The following is a 20,199-nucleotide window of genomic DNA, read 5'->3' as shown; positions in this document are numbered from 1 at the left end:
AGCGGCCCGTGCTTCCCTGGAACGTCGGCGTTTCAGGACGCTGTTTCGACCGTCCCGCGTTCACCGGCGCCGTCAGCGTGTCTGGGTCCCGGCTCAAGGCCGGGACAAGGGAGGCGCGCCTCTCAGACCGTCGCTCTCAGCGCCCTGCACCCTTTCGAACCTTCGGCGCGTCCTCGCTCTCTCTCCAGAGCGAACCCCGTCGCGCGCCGGCCGGAGCCCGCCCATGACCTTGCAGACCGCCGTGCTGCCTCCGCTCGTTCCTGAAAACGCGCCGTTCAGCCCCGAGCAGCGCGCCTGGCTCAACGGGTTCTTCGCCGGGCTGCTGTCGCTCGACGGCGGCGTGCAGGCGCTGTCGCGGGACGCCGCCACCGTCCTGCTTGGCTCGCCGCTGCCGGGCGAGGCCCCGGCCGCCCCCGCGGAGGAGGACGACGGCGCGCCGTGGCACGACGCCTCCATGCCACTCGACGAGCGCATGACGCTCGCGGACGGCAAGCCGCTGCGCCGGCGCATGATGGCGGCCATGGCGCAGCAGGACTGCGGCCAGTGCGGCTATCTCTGCGACACCTACGCCGACGCCCTCGCCAAGGGCGAGGAGAAGAAGCTCAACCTCTGCGTCCCCGGCGGCAAGGAGACGAGCCGCATGCTGAAGAGGCTCGCGGAGGAGCTTGGCGGCGCCGCGCCGGCGAAGCCCGTGGCGGTCGTCGCCGCAGCGCCGGCGGTGGAGCCCGGCCGCTCGCGCGAGGCGCCGGTGCTCGCCGCCTTCCTGTCAAAGCGCGCGGTGAGCGGCGCGGGCTCCGACAAGGAGACCAACCATGTGGAGATCGACCTCAGCGCCTGCGGCCTGACCTACGAGCCCGGCGACTCGTTCGGCCTGTTCGCCGCCAACGCCCCGGACCTGTGCGCGGCGGTCGCGGCCCGGGTCGGCGTCGACGCCGACACGGCGGTCGCCCATGACGGAGAAACCCTGCCGCTCGGCGTCTGGCTGGCGGAGAAGGTCTCGCTCGGCGCCGCGCCCGACGCCCTGTTCGAGCTGCTGGGCGCCTATGCGGAAAGCCCCGACGACAAGGCGACGCTCGCCCGGCTCGCCGAGGGCGAGGACCCCGACGGCGACCTCGAGACGCTGGACGTGCTGGCGGCGCTGGAGAAGTTCCCCGCCGCGACGCCGCCCGTGGCCGAACTTCTGGCCGCGCTCGATCCGCTGCAGCCGCGGCTCTACTCGATCTCGTCGGCGCTCTCCGCCGATCCGGGCAAGGTCAGCCTCACGGTGGCGGCGGTGCGCTACCGCATCGGCGACCGCACGCGGCTCGGCCTCGCCTCCACCTATCTCGCGGATCGGGTGGCGCCGGGCGACGCGCTCAAGGTCTATGTGCAGAAGGCGCACGGCTTCGCCCTGCCGGCGGACGGCGCGACGCCGGTGATCATGGTCGGCCCCGGCACCGGGATCGCGCCGTTCCGCTCCTTCCTGCGCCATCGCATGGCGACCGGCGCGGGCGGCGGGGCGTGGCTGTTCTACGGCCACCAGCACGAGGCGACCGACTTCTACTACCGCGACGAGCTGGAGGAGCTTCAGGCGGCGAACGCGCTGACGAAGCTGTCGCTGGCCTGGTCCCGCGACGGCGCGCAGAAGGTCTATGTGCAGGACCGCATGCGCGAGGCCGGCGCCGAGCTGTGGAGCTGGCTGGACCGGGGCGCGCATTTCTACGTCTGCGGCGACGCCAAGCGCATGGCGGCGGATGTGGAGAAGGCGCTGGTCGACGTGGTCGCGGCCCATGGCGGCCGGGAGCCGGACGCGGCGCGCGCTTACGTGGCCGAGCTGAAGAAGTCCGGCCGCTACCAGGCCGACGTCTACTGAGGAGCGCAAAGCCATGAACATGCGCGCCGCCGATCCGAACCCCGTGCGCACCACCTGCCCCTATTGCGGCGTCGGCTGCGGCGTGCTCGCCACGCCCGATCGGGCGGGCGGCGCCGCGATCGCGGGCGATCCCGAGCACCCGTCCAACTTCGGCCGGCTGTGCTCCAAGGGCTCGGCGCTCGGCGAGACGCTGTCGCTGGAGGGGCGGCTGCTGCATCCCGAGATCGACGGCCGGCGGGCGAGCTGGGACGACGCGCTGGACGAGGTCGCCGACGGCTTCCGCCGGACCCTCGAGGCCCATGGGCCCGGCGCGGTCGCGATCTATCTCTCCGGGCAGCTGCTGACCGAGGACTATTACGCCGCGAACAAGCTGTTCAAGGGCTTCCTCGGCTCCGCCAACGTGGACACCAACTCGCGGCTCTGCATGTCGTCCTCGGTCGCGGGCCACAAGCGCGCCTTCGGCTCCGACACCGTGCCCGGAACCTACCGCGACCTGGAGACCGCGGACCTGCTGGTGCTGGTGGGCTCCAACGCCGCCTGGTGCCATCCGGTGCTCTACCAGCGCATGCTGGCGGCGCGCGCGGCGCGGGGAACGAAGCTGGTGGTGATCGATCCGCGCGCCACCGCCACCTCCGAGGAGGCGGACCTGCATCTGCCGATCGCCGCCGGCGCGGACACGGTCCTGTTCAGCGGCCTGCTGGTGGCGCTCGCGGAACGCGGCGCGCTCGACCGGGCGTACGTCGCCGACCACACGGACGGCTTCGAGGCCGCGCTCGCCCGCGCGTACGAACTCGCCCCGAGCCTCGACGCCGTCGCCGCCGCCTGCGGGCTGGAGGCCGCGGCGGTCACGGCCTTCTACGACCTGTTCGCCGCCACCCGGCGGACGGTGACGCTTTACAGCCAGGGCGTGAACCAGTCGGCGCAGGGCACCGACAAGGTGGGCGCCATCCTCAACGTCCATCTCGCCACCGGCCGCATCGGGCGCGAGGGCATGGGGCCGTTCTCGCTCACTGGCCAGCCCAACGCCATGGGCGGTCGCGAGGTGGGCGGGCTCGCCAACACGCTCGCCGCGCACATGGACTTCGACGCGGCGTCGATCGACCGCGTGCAGCGCTTCTGGGGCGCGCCGCGCATGGCCCGCGCGCCGGGCCTGAAGGCGGTGCAGATGTTCGAGGCGATCGGGCGCGGCGAGATCAAGGCGCTGTGGGTGATGGGCACCAACCCCGCCGCCTCCCTGCCCCGCGCCGACGCCGTGCGGGACGCGCTCGGCAGGCTCGACCTGTTCGTGGTGTCCGAGAACATCGCCTCCAACGACACCGTCAACGCCGGGGCGCGCATCCGCCTGCCCGCCGCCGCCTGGGGCGAGAAGGACGGCGTGGTGACCAACTCCGAGCGCCGCATCTCCCGCCAGCGCGCCTTCCTCGCCTTGCCGGGGCAGGCCCGGCCGGACTGGTGGGCGGTCGCGCAGGTGGCGAAGCGGCTCGGCTTCGAGGACGCGTTCGGCTGGCGCACGCCGGGCGAGGTGTTCCGGGAGCACGCCGCGCTCTCCGCCTTCGAGAACGACGGCGCGCGGGATTTCGACATCGGCGCGCTGTCGGACCTCGACACGCGCGATTACGATCAGCTCCGCCCGACCCAGTGGCCCGCCCGCCCCGGCGCCGCCCGAAGCGACACCCGCTTCTTCGCCGATGGCGGCTATTTCACGCCCACCCGGCGCGGCCGCTTCGTGGAGGTCGCGCCGATCGCGTCCGGATCCGCGCACGACGACGCCCATCCGTTGCGTCTCAACACCGGCCGCATCCGCGACCAGTGGCACACCATGACGCGCACCGGCAAAAGTCCGCGTCTGGCGAGCCACCTGCCCGAGCCCTTCGTGGAGATCCACCCCGCGGACGCAAGGGCGGCGGGGGTCGTGGACGGCGGCTTCGCGCGGGTGACGAGCCCCCACGGCGCGGCGACGCTGCGCGTGCGCGTGACCGACGGCGCGCGGACGGGCGCGCTGTTCGCCCCGATCCACTGGACCGACGAAACCGCGTCCCACGCCCGCGTCGGCGCGCTGGTCCATGCGGTCACCGATCCGTTTTCCGGCCAGCCCGACGCCAAGGCGACTCCGGCGGCGATTGCGCCCGTGAGCTTCGCGCTGCAAGGCTTCGCCATGGCGCGGGGCGATCTCGGCGCGCTGGACCCTGCGGCGTGGTGGGCGAAGGCGACCGCGCCGATGGGCCACGGCCTGCTGTTCGCGCTTCAGGCCGAACCGGAGGTCGCGGCGCTGTTCCCGGACATGGAGCCGACCGACGAGATCGTCGAATATGTGGACGCAGGGCGTGGCGTGCGCCGCATCGCCATGTTCCGCGACGGCGAGCTCGACGCCTGCCTGTTCGTCGGCCCCATGCGGCAGGACGGGGCCTGGACCTATCTGCGCGACAAGCTCGGCGCGCGGCTGAGCGAGGGGCAGGTGCGGAGCCTGCTGCTGGCGGGCCGGGCGAGCGACGGCGTGGCGGCGGGGCCCATGGTCTGCGCCTGCCACGGCGTGGCGAAGGGCGTGATCGACCGCGCCATCGCGGGCGGATGCCACGACACGGCGGCGGTGGGCGCGGCCACGAAGGCCGGCACCAATTGCGGCTCCTGCCTCCCCGAAATCCGCCGCATGCTGGCCGCCCAGCGCATCCCGGCGACCGCCTGACGGTCCGGCGCTTACGGCGTCGTCGCGAGCCGCGCCAGCGCCAGAGCCGTCGCGACGTCCTTCGCGGTCTCGGGCGCCGTCTCGACGTCGGGGCGCACGCCGACCCCTTCCCAATTTCCGCGGGTGACCGGATTCTCCGCCCGGCCCGTCGGAACGACCACGAACAGGTCCGCCCCAAGCTCCGTCAGGCCGCCCGGATTGGCCCCGCCGCGGGTGGTGGCGCCGACCACGGTCGCGCGCCGAAGCGCCTGAAGGTCGTAGGCGAACTCCTCGCCCGCCGAATAGGTCTTCGGCCCGACCAGCACATAGACCGGCCTGGCGAGATAGCGCGTCGGCGTCGGCGAACTCCAGAACGATTCCGTCCGGAAAGTCGTCGTTCCCCGCTCGCGCCAGACGAGATCGTTGATGTGGACCCGCGCGTCGGGATCGAGAAAGAAGCTGACGAGATAGGCGACCGAGGCCGGATGGCCGCCGCCGTTGTCGCGCATATCGACGATGAGCGCCGCCGTGTCCGCCAGACGGCTCATGGCCGCGTCGGCGGCCGGCGCGAAGGTCTCCGGCGGCGCGAACCGCGCGACATGGAGATAGCCGACGCCGCCCTCCAGCCGCGTCACCTCGAAGCCGTCCCCCTCCGGACCGGGCGACGACGGCCGAGGGCCGAAGGGCGAGCCGGAGATCACCCGCACATGGCCGTCGCCGGTCAGCGCCCGCAGCCGGTCGGTCAGCCGGCGCGCGAACACGGCCGGGTCGGTCGCGTCCGCATAGGCGCCGTCCGCTCGCTCCGCCTCCAGCGCGTCCGCAGCCGTCGCGCCGCGGTCGGGAAACACGTAGGCCTCGCGCAGTTCCGTGGCGATCCGGCCAACCGTCCGGTCGATCGCCGCCCGGTCGAGACCCGCCCCGTGCGCCTCCGCGGAGAGCGCCGCGGCGGCCGTCGGGCCGGCCGCAAACGTCAGGGCCGCGGCAAGGCCGCCGGCGAACATGACAAGGCGATGGCGCATCATGGCTTCGCTCTCCCAACCGCGCGCGGTTTCGAGGCTCGCGCAGGCGCGACGTCCCGTCAGGCGGCCTCTTCAACCGTCACGAAGCGGCGGCGCAGGCCTTCCACGCGTTCGGGCTCGATGCGCACGGTGACGCGCGTCGCGCCGTCGTCCTTCACGTGGCGCTCCATCACGTCGCAGTGGCGGAACAGCCAATTCACGCCCGCGCCGTCCTCGGGCGCGACGGTGACCACAACGGTCTCGCGTCCCACCGACAGCCGGGCCTCGATGGCGGCGAGCAGCACGCCTTCGCCTTCGCCCGTCAGCGCCGAGACCGGCGCGGGCCGCGCCTCCGGCTCGCGCCGCGCGGCGGTGGCGAGCAGGTGCTCGCGCGCGCCGTCGTCCAGCAGGTCGATCTTGTTCCAGACCTCGATCACCCGCCGGCTGTCGTCCGGGTCGATGTCGAGATCGCGCAGCACCGCCACCACGTCGGCGCCCTGCGCCTCCGCGTCCTCGTGGCTGATGTCGCGCACGTGCAGGATGACGTTGGCCTCGATCACCTCCTCCAGCGTCGCCCGGAAGGCGGCGACGAGCTGCGTCGGCAGTTCGGAGATGAAGCCCACCGTGTCGGACAGGATGGCGTGGGCGCCGTGCGGCAGGGTGATGGAGCGCAGCGTGGGGTCGAGGGTGGCGAACAGCATGTCCGCCGCCATCACGTCGGCGCGGGTCAGGCGGTTGAACAGCGTCGACTTGCCGGCGTTGGTGTAGCCGACCAGCGCGACCACCGGATAGGGCACGCGCTTGCGGCCGGCGCGGTGCAGGCCGCGGGTGCGCTTCACCTGCTCCAGCTCGCGCTCGATCTTGAGGATGCGCTCGGTGATCATCCGGCGGTCGGCCTCGATCTGGGTCTCGCCCGGACCGCCGAGGAAGCCGAAGCCGCCGCGCTGCCGCTCCAGATGGGTCCAGGAGCGCACGAGCCGGCTCTTCTGCCAGGTGAGATGGGCGTGCTCCACCTGCAGCACGCCTTCCCGGGTGCGGGCGCGCTGGCCGAAGATCTCCAGAATGAGGCCGGTGCGGTCCAGCACCTTGGCGCCGAGCGCCTTCTCGAGATTGCGCTGCTGGACGGGCGTGAGCGCCGTGTCCATGATCACGAGCTCGATGTCCTCGGCCTTGGCGAGCTCCGCCAGTTCCTCCACCTTGCCCTTGCCGACGAAGGTGGAGGGCCGCGCCTGCTGCAGCATCACCAGCCGGCGCGCGCGCACGTCGAGATCGATGGCGAGGGCGAGGCCCACCGCCTCCTCCAGACGCGCCTCGGGCCCGCGGACAGGGCCTTCGGCCGCGCCGCGCACCACCGGCGTCACCACCAGGGCGCGCGTGCGGTCCGCCCGGCGGGTCTCATAGCCCCGCGCGGGACGGTCCTCGTCCTCGAACACGTCGTCGTCGTCGTCGTTCACGCCGTCACCCCGGCGGCGAAGGCGTCGCCGCGCACGCTCAGCGGCCGCCGCGCGTCGGCGTCTCCGCCTCGTCCTCGGGCTCGAACAGCTGGATCGGATGGCCGGGCATCACGGTGGAGATCGCGTGCTTGTAGACGAGCTGGGAATGGCCGTCCCGGCGCAGGAGCACGCAGAAGTTGTCGAACCAGGTGACGACGCCTTGAAGCTTCACGCCGTTGACCAGGAAAATCGTCAAAGGAATCTTGTTCTTGCGAACGTTGTTGAGAAACGTGTCCTGAAGGTTCTGCGTACGCTCGGCAGCCATGTTTTTCTTCTTCCGTTGAAGGCTCAACCGACACAAAGCGCCAGCCGCGGGAAAGGGCGCCTCAGGCGCACGCTGAAGTTGGGCTCCCCCGAGCGTCGGACGCTGCGTCCTGCGGGCGAACCCGCAGGGGCATTTAACGCCGGGCGAACCGCTTTTCGCAAGAGCGAGATGGTCACGACGTCACTTTGGAGCGCATCGATCTACGACTTTCTGGGGATTAATCCCGCGCGGCGAACTCATGAAACCGGCGGCGAAGGCCAAGAGCGACCGGGCCAGGGCGACCGTCGCCCACCGGCTCGCCGTCGATCGCCGTCACCGGCGTCACCAGCGCGGTGGCGGCGGTGTTGAACGCCTCCGCCGCGGCCTTCGCCTCGGCCACCGTGAAGCGGCGCTCCTCGATGCGCATCTGCAGCTTCTCGGCGAGATCGAACAGCGTGGTCCGGGTGACGCCGCGCAGGATGCCGTTCTCCGCCGGCCGGGTGACGATGACGCCCTCCCGCGTGACGATCCATGCGTTGGTGGAGCCGCCCTCGGTCACGTAGCCCTCGGCGTCCACGTACCAGGCCTCTTTGGCGCCGGCCTCCTTCGCCTGCTGCTTCACCAGCACGTTCGGCAGCAGGCCCACGGTCTTGATGTCCACGCGCGGCCAGCGGTTCTCGGGGACCGTGATCACCTTCACCCCGGCCTCGGCGCCGGCGTCCATTCTGGCGCGGTCATGGGCGCGGGCGGTGACGACCAGCGCCGGCGGAGTCGCGTCGGAGGGGAACGTGTGGTCCCGGCGGGCTACGCCGCGCGTCACCTGCAGATACACGATGCCGTTCCGCACCCGGTTGCGCCGGACGGTCTCGTTCAGCACCACCCGCAGCGCGGCCTCGCCCATGGGCGCGCGGATGCGCAGCTCGTCGAGCGAGCGCCACAGACGGGCGAGATGGCGGGGCGCGTCGATCAGCGCCCCGTCCCGCACTTCGCACACCTCGTAGACGCCGTCCGCGAACTGGTAGCCGCGGTCCTCGATGTGCACGGCGGCGTCGGCGTGGGGGACATACTGGCCGTTGACATAGGCGATGCGGGACATGGAGCCGCTTCCGTTCGATGAGAGGTGATCGGTCCTTCTCGGCGGACCGGAGCATCAAATCCAGGCGCGCGCCGCTCGTTGGGCCCCGGCGTGTTTCGGGCCTGACGAGCGGCGATCGCCACCGACGTCTTCGCTCAGCGGCGCCTCAGCCGATGCCGAGCGCCTTGAGCTTGCGGTGGAGCGCCGAGCGCTCCATGCCGATGAACTCGGCGGTGCGGGAGATGTTGCCGCCGAACCGGCTGATCTGCGCCATCAGGTACTGGCGCTCGAAGATCTCCCGCGCCTCGCGCAGCGCGAGCCCCATGAGCTGCTCGCCGCCGGCGCCCTGCGGCATGGGCGGCACCATGGCGCCGATCTCCGAGGGCAGCATGCTGGCGGTGACCACGGCGTTGGGATCGCCGCCGGCCAGAATCATCAGCCGCTCCACGTTGTTGCGGAGCTGGCGCACGTTGCCGGGCCAGTCGTGGCTCTGCAGCACCGCCATGGCGTCCTCGCCGATGTCGCGCTTGGGCAGGCCGGTCGCCGCGGAGATCTGGTCGAGAAAGAACTCGATCAGCTCCGGAATGTCCTCCCGCCGCTCGGCGAGCCCCGGCACCCGCACCGGCACCACCGCGAGGCGGTGGAACAGGTCCTCCCGGAAGGCGCCGTCGGCGATCTCGTTCTCCAGATTGCGGGCGGAGGACGAGATGATGCGCACGTCCACCGACACCTTGGTGGAGCCGCCGACGCGGGTGAAGGTCTGCTCCACCAGAACGCGCAGGATGCGGTTCTGGGTCTCGCGCGGCATGTCGGCCACTTCGTCGATGAACAGCGTGCCGCCATGCGCCTCTTCGAGCGCGCCGACCTTGCGGCTGCCGTTCACGCCCTCGACGCCGAACAGCTCCTCCTCCATGCGCTCCGGCGTGATGGCGGCGGCGTTGATCAGCACGAACGGCCCCGCCGCGCGCGCCGAAGCGGCGTGGATCGAGCGGGCGGCGAGCTCCTTGCCGGCGCCGGAGGGGCCGGTGATCAGGATGCGGCTGTTGGTGGGCGCCACGCGGTCGATCGCGGTGCGGAGCTGGTTCATCACCGTGGAGCGGCCGACGAAGCGGCTGGCGTGCGTGGAGCCGCGCTTCAGGTCGCGCAGCTCGCGCTTCAGCCGCGAGGCTTCGAGCGCCCGCTGGGCGATCAGCACCAGACGGTCGGCCTTGAACGGCTTCTCGATGAAGTCGTAGGCCCCGCTCTTGATGGCCGCCACCGCGGTCTCGATGTTGCCGTGGCCGGAGATCATCACCACCGGCAGGTCCGGGTGCTCGGCGTGAATCTGCTCGAGGATCTCCAGCCCGTCGAGCTTCGAGCCCTGAAGCCAGATGTCGAGGAACACGAGCTGCGGCCGCCGCTTCGCCACTTCGGCCAGCGCCTCGTCGGAGTTGCGGGCCGTGCGCGTGCCGTGGCCCTCGTCCTGAAGGATGCCGGCCACGAGTTCGCGGATGTCGGCTTCGTCGTCGACGATGAGGATGTCGGTCGCCATGGGACGGGTTCTAGACTCCGTTTCTTGATCGTGTTCAGGCCGCGGGGGCCCCTCGGGTGGGCGCGACGTTCGGGACGGCGGCGCTCTCGCCGGCGCGGGCCTGGAACCAGAGCCGCACCATGGCGCCGCGTCCGCCGGAGGCCACGGAGGGCGCGTCCAGCAGCTCCACGCCGCCGCCGTGCTCCTCCAGAATCTTGCCGACGATCGCGAGGCCGAGGCCCGTGCCCTTCTCCCGCGTGGTCATATAGGGCTCCAGCAGCCGCTGTCTGTTCTCCACCGGCAGGCCGGCGCCGTTGTCGATCACGTCGATCACGGCGATGTCGCCCTCGCGGCGGACGGCCACGTCGATGCGGCCCTCGCCGCGCACGTCCTCCGGCACGGCGTGCACGGATTCGGTCGCGTTCTTCACGATGTTGGTGACGGCCTGCGCCACCAGCCGGCGGTCGAAGCGCGCCAGCACCGGCTCGTCGACGCCCTGCATCTCGATGCGGATGTCGGGATAGCCCACGCGCATCATGAACACGCCCTGCTTCACCACCTTGGCGAGGTCCTCCTCCTCCATGGTGGGCTTGGGCATGCGCGCGAAGGACGAGAACTCGTCCACCATACGCTTGATGTCGTCCACCTGGCGGATGATCGTGTCGGTGCACTGGTCGAACACCTCGCGCTCCTCCACGATCACCTTGCCGTACTTGCGGCGGATGCGTTCGGCGGAGAGCTGGATCGGCGTCAGCGGGTTCTTGATCTCGTGGGCGATGCGCCTTGCCACGTCCGCCCAGGCGGAGGTGCGCTGCGCGGCCACCAGCTCGGTGATGTCGTCGAGGGTGACCACGTAGCCGTGCTCGTCCGCGCTGGGCGTCTCGATGGTGAAGCGCACGTTCAGGTTGCGCTCGCGCCCCGCGCGCAGAATGCTCACCTGCCCCTGCACCAGCTTCTGGGCGCGGCCGAGCGCGGCCTCCACCAGCGGCGCGAACTCCGGCGCGGCCTCCGCCAGCGGCGCGCCCAGAAGCTTCTCCTCCCGCGCGCCCAGCAGCTTCTCCGCCGTGCGGTTCATGAGCGTGATCCGCCCCTGCGGATCGATGCCGATGACGCCCGCGCTCACGCCCGCAAGCACGGCTTCGGTGAAGCGGCGGCGGCTGTCCATCTGGTCGGCGGCCTCCACCAGCTCGTTCCGCTGGGTGCGCAGGTCCGCCGTCATCTTGTTGAAGGTCTCGGCGAGGCCGCCCAGTTCGCCCTGCTGCTTCTTCGTCTCCGGCACCTGGACGTAGAGGTTGCCCTGGCTGACCTGATCGGCGGCCGAGATCAGCCGCCGGATCGGCGTCACCAGCCGGTTGGCGAAGGCGAGGCCGAACCAGATCGCCGCCAGCAGCAGCGACAGCGCCACCACCAGATAGAGCAGCGCGAAGGTGGCCTGGATGCGCGGCCGGCGGTCGGTGAGGACCGAGTACTCCTCCGCCCCCTGCTCCACCAGTTGGAGGTAGCTGTTGGCGCGCGGGTCCACCGGGCGCGCGACGAACAGCACCAGATCGTCGTAACCGGACAGCTTCAGCACGGCGCCGATGGCGTTCTGGCGGCCGGGGGCGAGCAGCGTCGGCTCGTCCGCCGCCGCCTGCTGCACGTCCGGCAGCGGCGGGCGGGGAAACTCGCGGCCGATCTTGATGTTGGCCCGCAGCACCACGGTCCCGTCCGGCCGCATCAGCTGCGCTTCCGGCAGGCCGCGGATGGTGGCCTGGGCGGTGAAGAACTCGGCGAAGCGCTCCCGGTCGTTGTCAAACAACGGCCGCGCCCGGTTCACGTCGTTCGACATGGCGAGGATTTCGCCGCGGATGGAGCGGGCGTGCTCCTCCAGATAGGCGCGCGCCACCACCCGCGAGTTCTCCACGATCTCGCGCACGCGGGTGGAGAACCAGCTGTCGAAGCCCCGGTCGATGGTGACCACGGCGAAGATGGCGAGCAGCGCCGCCGGCGTGACCGCCACCACCGAGAACAGCGCCACCAGCCGCCCGTGGATCTGCGAGCCGGCGAGCCCGCGCCTGCGGGCGATCACGAAGGCCCGCGCCTCCCACAGGATGACGAGCAGCAGCAGCCCGACGAAGAAGCCGTTCACATAGACCGCGATGCGGCTTGCTTCCTCGGTCGGCTCGATGTCGAGCCGCCCCGTCAGCACCACGAAGGTCACCAGCGCCGAGATCAGCGCCGCGATGACGCAGACGGGGCCGAGCACGCCCGGCCCGCGGCGCTCGAGGTTCGCGATCGGCAGGTCGGTGGAGGCGGCGGGAACGTCGCTGGGCATGCGGTCTCAGGCGGGGACAGACGTCTCTCATGGCCGGACGCCGCCGGACGGCGCCCTCCCCGATGCGAGTCGCCGCGACGCCATGATGCAACGGGAGCACACTGTTGTCGAAATGCGACAACTTCGTGGTCGCCAAAGATGTGGATGACTCGCCCGCTGCACGCTCCGTTCGGGACCGGATCATGTCGTCAAAACGGCATTAAATGTCAGTTCATTAGGGTCGTTTCCTCCACCTCTTCCACGCTATCCGTTTCGATGCGCCGGCTCTCGGCGGAGGCGCGACGGCGGCCGCCCGAAACGGCTCATACAAGTCTGCGACGTCCGGCGCCCTGACGACATCGCCACCCTTGGCGGCGCACCCCAGTCGCGTGAGCGAGGCTTCCGGCGGGCTTGACACGGGCGCCCCTTTCCACGGATGCGTGATGGCATGGACGCTGTGACGAAGGCGAAGAGATCGCGTGCCTGGCGCTTGTGCGTCCGGGCTGCGGTGGCGCTTTGCCTTGTCGTCTTCGGCCTCGGCGACGCCGTGGAGCGCGGGCTCGCCGGTCATGTGGGGCTCGACGCGGCCCTGACCTACGCGGTCTCGGCCGAGCCTGCGGCGAACGCTTCGCCTGACCATTCCGGCCTCCATGTGGACGAGCGGTCGGGCGACGACGATCGCGGCGGCCCGGTCGTCGGCCATGGCTGCCACGGCTGCGCGGCGCTGCCCGGACGGATGGCGCCGGTCGTCGCCGCGCCCGCCGTGCTCGGATCCTCCCTCGCCTGGGCCTCCGTGCCGTCGGCTGCGGGACGCGCGCCGCTCATCGACCTTCCTCCTCCCCGAGCCTGACCTGACGACACCCTGAGCCGGCGCGCGCCGAGAGCCGCGCCCGACCCCGTTCGTCCGTTCATCAGGTCAGGTCATGTTTTTCCGAACCCGCGCGCTTGCGCTGGGGGCGGCCATCGCGCTGCTTCCCGCGCCGGCGACGCACGCCGCGCCCACATCCCCACCTTCGGCGCGCGCCCTCACCCTGTCGCAGGCGCTGTCGCGCGCCGTCGCCACCAGCCCCGGTCTCGCCATGGCGGACCGGGACATCGGGGCGGCGGGCGCACGCAGCCTGCAGGCCGGCGTCTTCCCGAACCCCGAGCTTTCCGCCGAACTCGACAACGCCTTCGGCTCGAAGGCGAAGCGGAACCTCAGAAGCGCCGAGACGACGCTTCAGATCAGCCAGCTCTTCGAGCTTGGGGCCAAGCGCGAGGCCCGGATGGCGGTCGCGGCCGCCGACATCGACGCCGCGCGCTGGGACCGGGCCGCGACCCGGCTTCAGGTGCTGGCGGAAACCGCCGAAGCTTTCGCGAGGACGCTCGGCGCGCAGGCCCGCGTGTCCGAACTGGACGCCCAGGTGGACGACCTCGACCGCCTGACCCCGCTGCTCCAGCGGCGCGTAGAGACCGGCGCCTCGTCGAGCGCGGAGATCGCGCGCGGCCGCCTCGCCACCGAGACGACCCGCGTCGAGCTCGCCAAGGCGCGCGCCAGCTTTCAGGCGGCCCGGCGCGAGCTGTCGGCGCTGATCGGGGAGAAGGCTCCCTCCTTCGCCTCCGTCGGCGGCGACCTCCGGCGCATCGGCGCGCCGCCCCCGTTCGACAGCCTGATGTCGAGGGCGTTGCAGACCCCGCAGCTCACCCGCTTTACGGCGGTGCGGGCCCAGCGCCGGGCGCTGCTGGCGGCGGCGCAGGCCAAGGCCACGCCCGACGTCACGGCCGGCGTCGGCTGGCGGCATGACCGCGAGGACCGCTCCAACGCGGTGATGGCCTCGCTCAGGATGCCGCTGCCGGTGTTCGACCGGAACCAGGGCGGCGTGATCGAGGCGAACGAGACGCTCGCCCGAACCGAGGCCGAGACGGCCGCGGCCCGGCGGACCCTGACCATCCTCGTCGGCGCCGCCTACGAGGCGCTTCGGGGCTCCTACGACGAGGCCCGGCTCACCCGCGCCAACGTGCTGCCCGTCGCCCGCGAGGCCTACGACAGCATCCGCACTGGCTACGGCGAGGGGCGCTACTCGCTGCTCGAACTGCTCGACGCCCGGGCCGCCCTTTCGGAAGCCTCCCTCAAGGAGATCGACGCGCTCGTCTCCTTCCACGCATCGCTCGCCAGTCTCGAAGGCCTGACGGGTTCCGCCCTCGTTCTGTCCCGGAGAGACAAATGACCCCGTTCAAGACCGCCTGCGCCGCTGGCGCGCTTCTGCTCGCCTCGCTGACCTCCGCCTGCGCCGCGCCCGCCTCGACGCCCGGACACGACGGCGCCCGTATCGCCAACGGCGGCGCGCCCGGGAGCTGCAACGCCCGGGACGTCCGCGTCCGCCATTTCGCGGGCGACGGCCATGCCGACACCCACGCCGACCACGCCCATCTCGCCCATGGCCACGACCTCAAGTGGTCGAAGCGGAACTACAAGGGCTACGCGACCAAGCCGCCCTGCTACGTCCGCCGCGCCTCCGCCCTGTCCGGAGACCCGTCATGAGCCGCGCGCTCGCACGCGACGCCGCCGTCCTCGTGGTCGGCGGCCTGATCGGAGCCGGCGGCCTCTACGTCGCCCAGCAGGGACCGTCCGCGGCCGCCGACCGGGCGCTCGCGCTGTACTCCGGCCTGATGGGCGGGGACGGCCACGCGCATGCGGAAGGACCGAAGACTCTCGCCGCCGCCGACGACCACACGGAGGGCGACGACCACGCCCACGGAAAGGAAGCCACCCAACCGAAGGACGACGGTCACGGCCACGGCGAGGACGACGGCCACTCCAAGGATGACGACGATGGCCACGGGTCCGGCGAGGACGACGGCCATGGCCATGACGCGCCGAAGCCTAGGGCCGACGCCGGGAACGACGGCCACGGTCATGGGGCCGAGCTTCCCGAGGGCGTGGTCGCGTTCGACGACGCCAGGCTGCGGGCCGCGGGGATCGCGCTCGGTGAGGCGGGCGCCTCGACGCTGCGCGAGGAGCTTCAGCTCAACGGAATCGTGCGGGCGAACCAGGAGGCGGTCGTGCAGGTCACGCCGCGCTTCCCCGGGATCGTGCGCACGCTCGCCCGACGCCTCGGCGACGAGGTGAGGAAGGGCGATCTGCTCGCCGTGGTCGAGAGCAACCAGAGCCTCACGACCTACGATCTGAAGGCCCCCATGGCGGGCGTCGTCACCGAGCGGCAGGCCTCGCTCGGCGAATACGTCTCCGAGCAGAAGCCCGCGTTCGTGATCACCGACCTCTCGACGCTCTGGGTCGACTTCTCGGTCTACCGCCGCGACCTCGCCAGGGTCGCGGTCGGCGGAACGGTGCGGATCGACCCCGAGGACGGCGGCGAACCGATCGAGGCGACGATCTCCTACCTGTCGCCGATCGGGGCCGCCGACACCCAGAGCGCCGTCGCGCGCGCGGTGATCCCGAACGACGGCCGCTTCCGGCCGGGCCTGTTCGCCACCGGAGCGGTCGCGACCGCCGAGCAGCCCGTGCCGCTCGCGGTGTCGCTCGACGCGGTCCAGTCGCTGGAGGGCCGCGACGTGGTGTTCGTGCGCGAGGGCGACCGCTTCGCCGCGCGCGACGTCACGCTCGGGCGCCGCGACGGACGAACCGTCGAGGTCGTCACCGGGCTCAAGGGCGGCGAATCTTACGCCTCGAAAAACAGCTTCGTCGTGAAGGCCGAGCTCGCAAAGGGAAGCGCGAGCCATGAGCACTGAGACCGGCGACGTCAGACCGAACGGCCTGATCGAGCGCATCCTCGCATTCTCGATCGCGCAGCGCTGGATGGTGGTGTTCGCCTGCCTCGCCGTGGCGGCGCTCGGCGCGTGGAACTTCCTGCGCCTGCCGATCGACGCGGTGCCGGACATCACCAACGTTCAGGTCCAGATCAACGCCACCGCGCCCGGCTTCTCGCCGCTCGAGGTGGAGCAGCGCATCACCTATCCGCTCGAGACGAGCCTCGCCGGCCTGCCGGACCTCGATCATACGCGCTCGCTCTCGCGCTACGGCCTCGCCCAGGTCACGGTCGTCTTCAGGGACGGGACCGACATCCACTTCGCCCGCCAGCTGGTGAACGAGCGGCTGCAGCAGGCGAAGGACCAGCTCCCCGTCGGCGTCGAGACCGTCATGGGGCCGATCTCCACGGGCCTCGGCGAGATCTACAATTACGTGGTCGACGTCCGACCCGGCGCGAAAAAGCCGGACGGCTCGGACTACAGCCCCGCGGACCTCAGGACGATCCAGGACTGGATCATCACGCCCCAGCTCCGCACCGTGCCGGGCGTGGTCGAGGTCAACACCATCGGCGGCTACGAGCGGCAGCTCCACGTGCTGCCGAACCCCGCGCGGCTGATGGCCTATGGCCTGACCTTCCGCGACGTGATGACGGCGCTCGGCTCCAACAACGCCAATGTGGGCGCCGGCTACATCGAACGGAACGGCGAGCAGTATCTCGTCCGCGTCCCCGGTCAGGCGCTCACCGCCGAGGACGTCGGAAGCATCGTGATCAACGCCCATGCGGGCACGCCCGTCCGGGTCTCGGACGTCGCCGAGGTGAAGGACGGGCGCGAGCTGCGCAACGGCGCCGCGACCCTGAACGGCCACGAGGTGGTGCTCGGCACCACCATGCTGCTGATCGGCGAGAACAGCCGCACCGTCGCCGAGCGCGTCGCCGGCAAGCTCGGCGAGATCCAGGCGTCCCTGCCCGCGGGCGTCGAGGCGCGGCCGGTCTATGACCGCTCCACGCTGGTCGAAGCCACCATCGCCACGGTGGAGAAGAACCTGATCGAGGGCGCGCTGTTCGTGGTCGCGGTGCTGTTCCTGCTGCTTGGCAACATCCGGGCCGCGATCGTCACCGCATGCGTCATCCCGCTCGCGATGCTCTTCACCATCACGGGCATGGTCGAGAACAGGGTCTCGGCCAACCTGATGAGCCTCGGCGCCATCGACTTCGGCATCATCATCGACGGGGCCGTGATCATCGTCGAGAACTGCCTGCGGCTGCTGGCCCACGAGCAGGAGCGCCGGGGCCGCCTGCTCAGCGCGCAGGAGCGGTTCCAGACGATCCTCGCCGGAGCGAGCGAGGTGATCCGACCGAGCCTGTTCGGCACCATGATCATCGCGGTGGTCTACCTGCCCGTGCTGACCCTCACGGGGGTCGAGGGCAAGATGTTCACGCCCATGGCGGTCACCGTGCTGATGGCGCTGCTCGGCGCCTCGATCTTCTCCATGACCTTCGTGCCCGCCGCGATCGCGATCTTCGTCACCGGCAGGGTCAGTGAGAAAGAGAACTGGTTCATGCGGGGCGCCCGCGTGACCTACGAGCCGCTGCTCGGCCTCATGATCCGGCTCCGCTGGGTCGTGGCGCCGGCCGCGGCGGCGCTGGTCGTCGTCACCGGGATCGCGGCCTTGCGCATGGGCGGCGAGTTCATCCCGAGCCTCGACGAAGGCGACGCCGCCATCCAGGCGCTGCGCGTGCCGGGCGCGAGCCTGACCCAGTCGCTCGAGATGCAGGCCGCGCTCGAAAAGCGCCTCATCCAGCTTCCCGAGGTGAAGGAGGTGTTCGCCCGCACGGGCGTCGCCGAGGTCGCGACCGACGCCATGCCGCCCTCGATCTCGGACGGCTACATCATGCTGAAGCCGAGATCGGAGTGGCCGAACCCGGACAAGACCAAGGCCGAGCTGATGGAGGACGTGGAGAAGGCCGCGGAGGAGATTCCCGGCTCGAACTACGAGCTTTCCCAGCCGATCCAGCTCCGCTTCAACGAGCTGATCTCGGGCGTGCGTTCGGATGTGGGCGTGAAGATCTTCGGCGACGATCTCGACACGCTGCTGAAGGTCGCGGGCGAGGTGCAGACCGTCCTTCAGGCGACGCCCGGGGCGGCGGACGTGAAGACCGAACAGGTCACCGGCCTGCCGATCCTCACCGTCAACCTGAACCGGGCCGCGCTCTCCCGCTACGGGGTCAGCGTCGGCGACGTGCAGGAGATCGTGGAGATCGCGGTCGGCGGCAAGGAGGCCGGCCAGATCTTCGAGGGCGACCGCCGCTTCGACATCGTGGTGCGGCTGCCCGAACGCCTGCGCACCGACATCGAAGCGTTGAAGACCCTGCCCGTGCCGCTGCCGGCCCCGGACGGCGGCGAGGCGCAGGCCAGTCCTGCGGTTCTCGGAGGCCCGTCGTCCCGCACTCGGTACGTTCCGCTCTCGTCGCTCGCCTCGCTCGATGTGGCGCAGGGGCCGAACCAGATCAGCCGCGAGAACGGCAAGCGCCGCATCGTGGTTTCGGCCAACGTCCGCGACCGCGACCTGGGCTCTTTCGTGGGTGAGGCGCAGGCGCGGATCGCCAAACAGGTGACGCTGCCCGCCGGCTACTGGATCGGCTGGGGCGGGCAGTTCGAGCAGCTGGTTTCGGCGACCCGGCGCCTCACGATCGTGGTTCCGATCGCGCTCGGGCTGATCTTCGCGCTGCTGTTCATGAGCCTGGGCTCGTTCAAGGACGCCGCGCTGGTGTTCTCGGGCGTGCCGCTCGCGCTCACGGGCGGGGTCGCGGCGCTGCTGATCCGGGACATCCCGCTCTCGATCTCGGCGGGCATCGGCTTCATCGCGCTGTCGGGCGTGGCGGTGCTGAACGGCCTCGTGATCATCGCCTTCATCCAGAAGCTCCGCGCGCAAGGGCAGGATCTGGTCGAGGCCGTGACGGAGGGCGCGCTGACGCGGCTCCGCCCGGTTCTCATGACGGCGATGGTCGCCTCGCTTGGCTTCGTGCCGATGGCGATCGCGACCGGGCCGGGCGCCGAGGTTCAGCGGCCGCTCGCGACCGTGGTGATCGGCGGAATCGTGTCGTCCACGATCCTGACGCTGCTGGTGCTGCCGGCGCTCTACGTGCTGTTCACCCGGCGTCGGGTGCCGGCTCCCGCGCCGGCCCCGGCCGCAGCGGCGTGACGCGATAGGCGGCGCCGACCCGTCCGGCCGCCATGCGTGCGGCCCTTGCGCCGGGGGCTTTGTCCCCGGCGCGCCCAGCGTTCAAGACGGCGGGCGTGCCATCCACGGCCGGCGTCCGGACCGAGGCCCGGAGGGTGGGTCGGAAGGCCGGCCCGAGGCCCCGCCCGAACGCCTCACACGAGCTCGCCTGATGTGACGACTCTCACGCCGGGCCGGGCCGCGACGGCGGCCTCGAGCAAGGCCGACGCGATCCGGGGCGCCGGGTTTATCCGCCAGGCGCGCGGGAGAACCGGCCCGAGACAGCCCAGCACGACGGAGGCGACCCGCTCCATCGGCCGGCTCTCGCCGCGCTCTCCCCCGATCAGTCCGGGCCGGACGAGGGTGAGCGAGCGGAAGCCGACCGTCGCGAGATCGCGCTCCAGCTCGCCCTTCACCCGGCTGTAGAAGACCCGCGAACCGGCGTCGGCTCCCAGCGCCGAGTTCAGCGCGAAGATCTCCGCGCCCCTTTCATGCGTCAGCCGGGCGACCGCGAGCGGGTGGTCGTGGTCGATCCGGCGGAACGCGTCCCGCGAACCGGCTTTTCGGATCGTGGTTCCAAGCGCGCAGATCACCGCATCGACGCTCCAGAACGGGGCGTCCGCCGGCAGGTTTTCGTAATCGACGATCAGGGCCGACAGCTTCGGATGCGCGGGCAAGGGCCGGCGGACCGGCGCCGTCACCGCGGCGATGCGCGGGTCTGCGAGCGCCAGCGTCAGAACGTGACCTCCGACGAGGCCGGTGGCGCCCATAATCAGCAGCTTCATCCCACCCGCTCCTCCGCTGTCGTCGTCACGCCCGCCGAAGCCTGCGTCAGCGCGGGCAGCCCAGCAGCCGCTCCTCGCGCTGAATGTCGCGCACCCGGGCCCGCTCGCGGTCGGACAGCGGCACGTCCTCCAGCCGGTCGTACTGGCAGCCGGCGTTGCCGAAGGCGCGGATGGCGCGGTCGGTCTTGAAGCAGTAGCCGGCGCGGGCGTAGACGGCGTTGCGCTCGCCCCAGAGCTGCGCGCAGGCGGACTGGGCCGCCGCCGGCGCGGCGAACACGAAGCTGGCGAAACCGATGAGCAGGATGCGGCGCATGGCG

The 20,199-nt window shown here is 71.4% G+C and carries 15 protein-coding genes; 7 read left to right on the top strand and 8 right to left on the bottom strand.

Annotated features, from left to right (window positions below; translation table 11 throughout):
* Positions 1 to 223: 223 nt before the first annotated feature.
* Both ACFQ4O_RS02440 and ACFQ4O_RS02435 read left to right on the top strand, forming a co-directional pair.
* Positions 224 to 1,852 (top strand): sulfite reductase subunit alpha, encoded by a 1,629-nt coding sequence (locus ACFQ4O_RS02440; protein ID WP_378774050.1) that lies wholly within the window; start codon positions 224 to 226, stop codon positions 1,850 to 1,852.
* Between the two features lie 19 nt (positions 1,853 to 1,871).
* Positions 1,872 to 4,535 carry a nitrate reductase gene (locus ACFQ4O_RS02435; protein WP_378774072.1) on the top strand — a complete coding sequence of 888 codons (2,664 nt, stop codon included), beginning with the start codon at positions 1,872 to 1,874 and terminating at the stop codon, positions 4,533 to 4,535.
* An 11-nt stretch (positions 4,536 to 4,546) separates the two neighbouring features.
* On the opposite strand, the gene ACFQ4O_RS02430 is transcribed toward ACFQ4O_RS02435, so the two are convergent.
* The 6 genes from ACFQ4O_RS02430 to ACFQ4O_RS02405 all read right to left on the bottom strand — a co-directional run bounded on the left by ACFQ4O_RS02430 (position 4,547) and on the right by ACFQ4O_RS02405 (position 12,148).
* Positions 4,547 to 5,536 (bottom strand): S41 family peptidase, encoded by a 990-nt coding sequence (locus ACFQ4O_RS02430; protein ID WP_378774049.1) that lies wholly within the window; start codon positions 5,534 to 5,536, stop codon positions 4,547 to 4,549.
* A 56-nt stretch (positions 5,537 to 5,592) separates the two neighbouring features.
* Positions 5,593 to 6,945, bottom strand: coding sequence for a GTPase HflX (gene hflX, locus ACFQ4O_RS02425; RefSeq protein ID WP_378774071.1), 1,353 nt, complete (start codon positions 6,943 to 6,945; stop codon positions 5,593 to 5,595).
* Positions 6,946 to 7,003: 58 nt separating this feature from the next.
* Positions 7,004 to 7,270, bottom strand: a complete 267-nt coding sequence (hfq, locus tag ACFQ4O_RS02420; RefSeq protein ID WP_378774048.1) for an RNA chaperone Hfq — start codon at positions 7,268 to 7,270, stop codon at positions 7,004 to 7,006.
* Between the two features lie 217 nt (positions 7,271 to 7,487).
* A complete protein-coding gene (locus tag ACFQ4O_RS02415; RefSeq protein ID WP_378774047.1) occupies positions 7,488 to 8,345 on the bottom strand; it encodes a D-amino-acid transaminase in 858 nt (285 codons plus the stop codon).
* Positions 8,346 to 8,490: 145 nt separating this feature from the next.
* Complete coding sequence (gene ntrX / locus ACFQ4O_RS02410; protein ID WP_378774046.1) at positions 8,491 to 9,855, bottom strand: nitrogen assimilation response regulator NtrX; 1,365 nt, start codon at positions 9,853 to 9,855, stop codon at positions 8,491 to 8,493.
* A 34-nt stretch (positions 9,856 to 9,889) separates the two neighbouring features.
* Positions 9,890 to 12,148, bottom strand: coding sequence for a sensor histidine kinase NtrY-like (locus ACFQ4O_RS02405; protein WP_378774045.1), 2,259 nt, complete (start codon positions 12,146 to 12,148; stop codon positions 9,890 to 9,892).
* Between the two features lie 487 nt (positions 12,149 to 12,635).
* Here ACFQ4O_RS02405 and ACFQ4O_RS02400 point away from each other — a divergent pair, with 487 nt between their 5' ends.
* The 5 genes from ACFQ4O_RS02400 to ACFQ4O_RS02380 all read left to right on the top strand — a co-directional run bounded on the left by ACFQ4O_RS02400 (position 12,636) and on the right by ACFQ4O_RS02380 (position 19,079).
* Positions 12,636 to 12,977 (top strand): hypothetical protein, encoded by a 342-nt coding sequence (locus tag ACFQ4O_RS02400; protein ID WP_378774044.1) that lies wholly within the window; start codon positions 12,636 to 12,638, stop codon positions 12,975 to 12,977.
* Between the two features lie 73 nt (positions 12,978 to 13,050).
* Complete coding sequence (locus ACFQ4O_RS02395; protein WP_378774043.1) at positions 13,051 to 14,334, top strand: TolC family protein; 1,284 nt, start codon at positions 13,051 to 13,053, stop codon at positions 14,332 to 14,334.
* Positions 14,331 to 14,648, top strand: a complete 318-nt coding sequence (locus ACFQ4O_RS02390) for a hypothetical protein (RefSeq protein WP_378774042.1) — start codon at positions 14,331 to 14,333, stop codon at positions 14,646 to 14,648. The genes ACFQ4O_RS02395 and ACFQ4O_RS02390 overlap by 4 nt, the downstream gene beginning before the upstream one ends.
* A complete protein-coding gene (gene ihpB / locus ACFQ4O_RS02385) occupies positions 14,645 to 15,856 on the top strand; it encodes a divalent metal ion exporter adaptor subunit IhpB (protein ID WP_378774041.1) in 1,212 nt (403 codons plus the stop codon). The genes ACFQ4O_RS02390 and ihpB overlap by 4 nt, the downstream gene beginning before the upstream one ends.
* 25 nt (positions 15,857 to 15,881) lie before the next feature.
* Positions 15,882 to 19,079 (top strand): efflux RND transporter permease subunit, encoded by a 3,198-nt coding sequence (locus tag ACFQ4O_RS02380; protein WP_378774070.1) that lies wholly within the window; start codon positions 15,882 to 15,884, stop codon positions 19,077 to 19,079.
* Between the two features lie 173 nt (positions 19,080 to 19,252).
* Here ACFQ4O_RS02380 and ACFQ4O_RS02375 read toward each other — a convergent pair whose 3' ends face one another.
* Positions 19,253 to 19,882: an NAD-dependent dehydratase gene (locus ACFQ4O_RS02375; protein WP_378774040.1), complete on the bottom strand. Its 630-nt coding sequence runs from the start codon at positions 19,880 to 19,882 to the stop codon at positions 19,253 to 19,255.
* Positions 19,883 to 19,928: 46 nt separating this feature from the next.
* Positions 19,929 to 20,195 (bottom strand): YARHG domain-containing protein, encoded by a 267-nt coding sequence (locus tag ACFQ4O_RS02370; protein ID WP_378774039.1) that lies wholly within the window; start codon positions 20,193 to 20,195, stop codon positions 19,929 to 19,931.
* Positions 20,196 to 20,199: the final 4 nt, after the last annotated feature.

It is taken from the genome of Methylopila musalis (genome assembly GCF_042679725.1).
GTDB classification, from domain to species: Bacteria; Pseudomonadota; Alphaproteobacteria; order Rhizobiales; family Methylopilaceae; genus Methylopila; species Methylopila musalis.
This window is presented reverse-complemented; position numbering and strand designations above follow the sequence as displayed.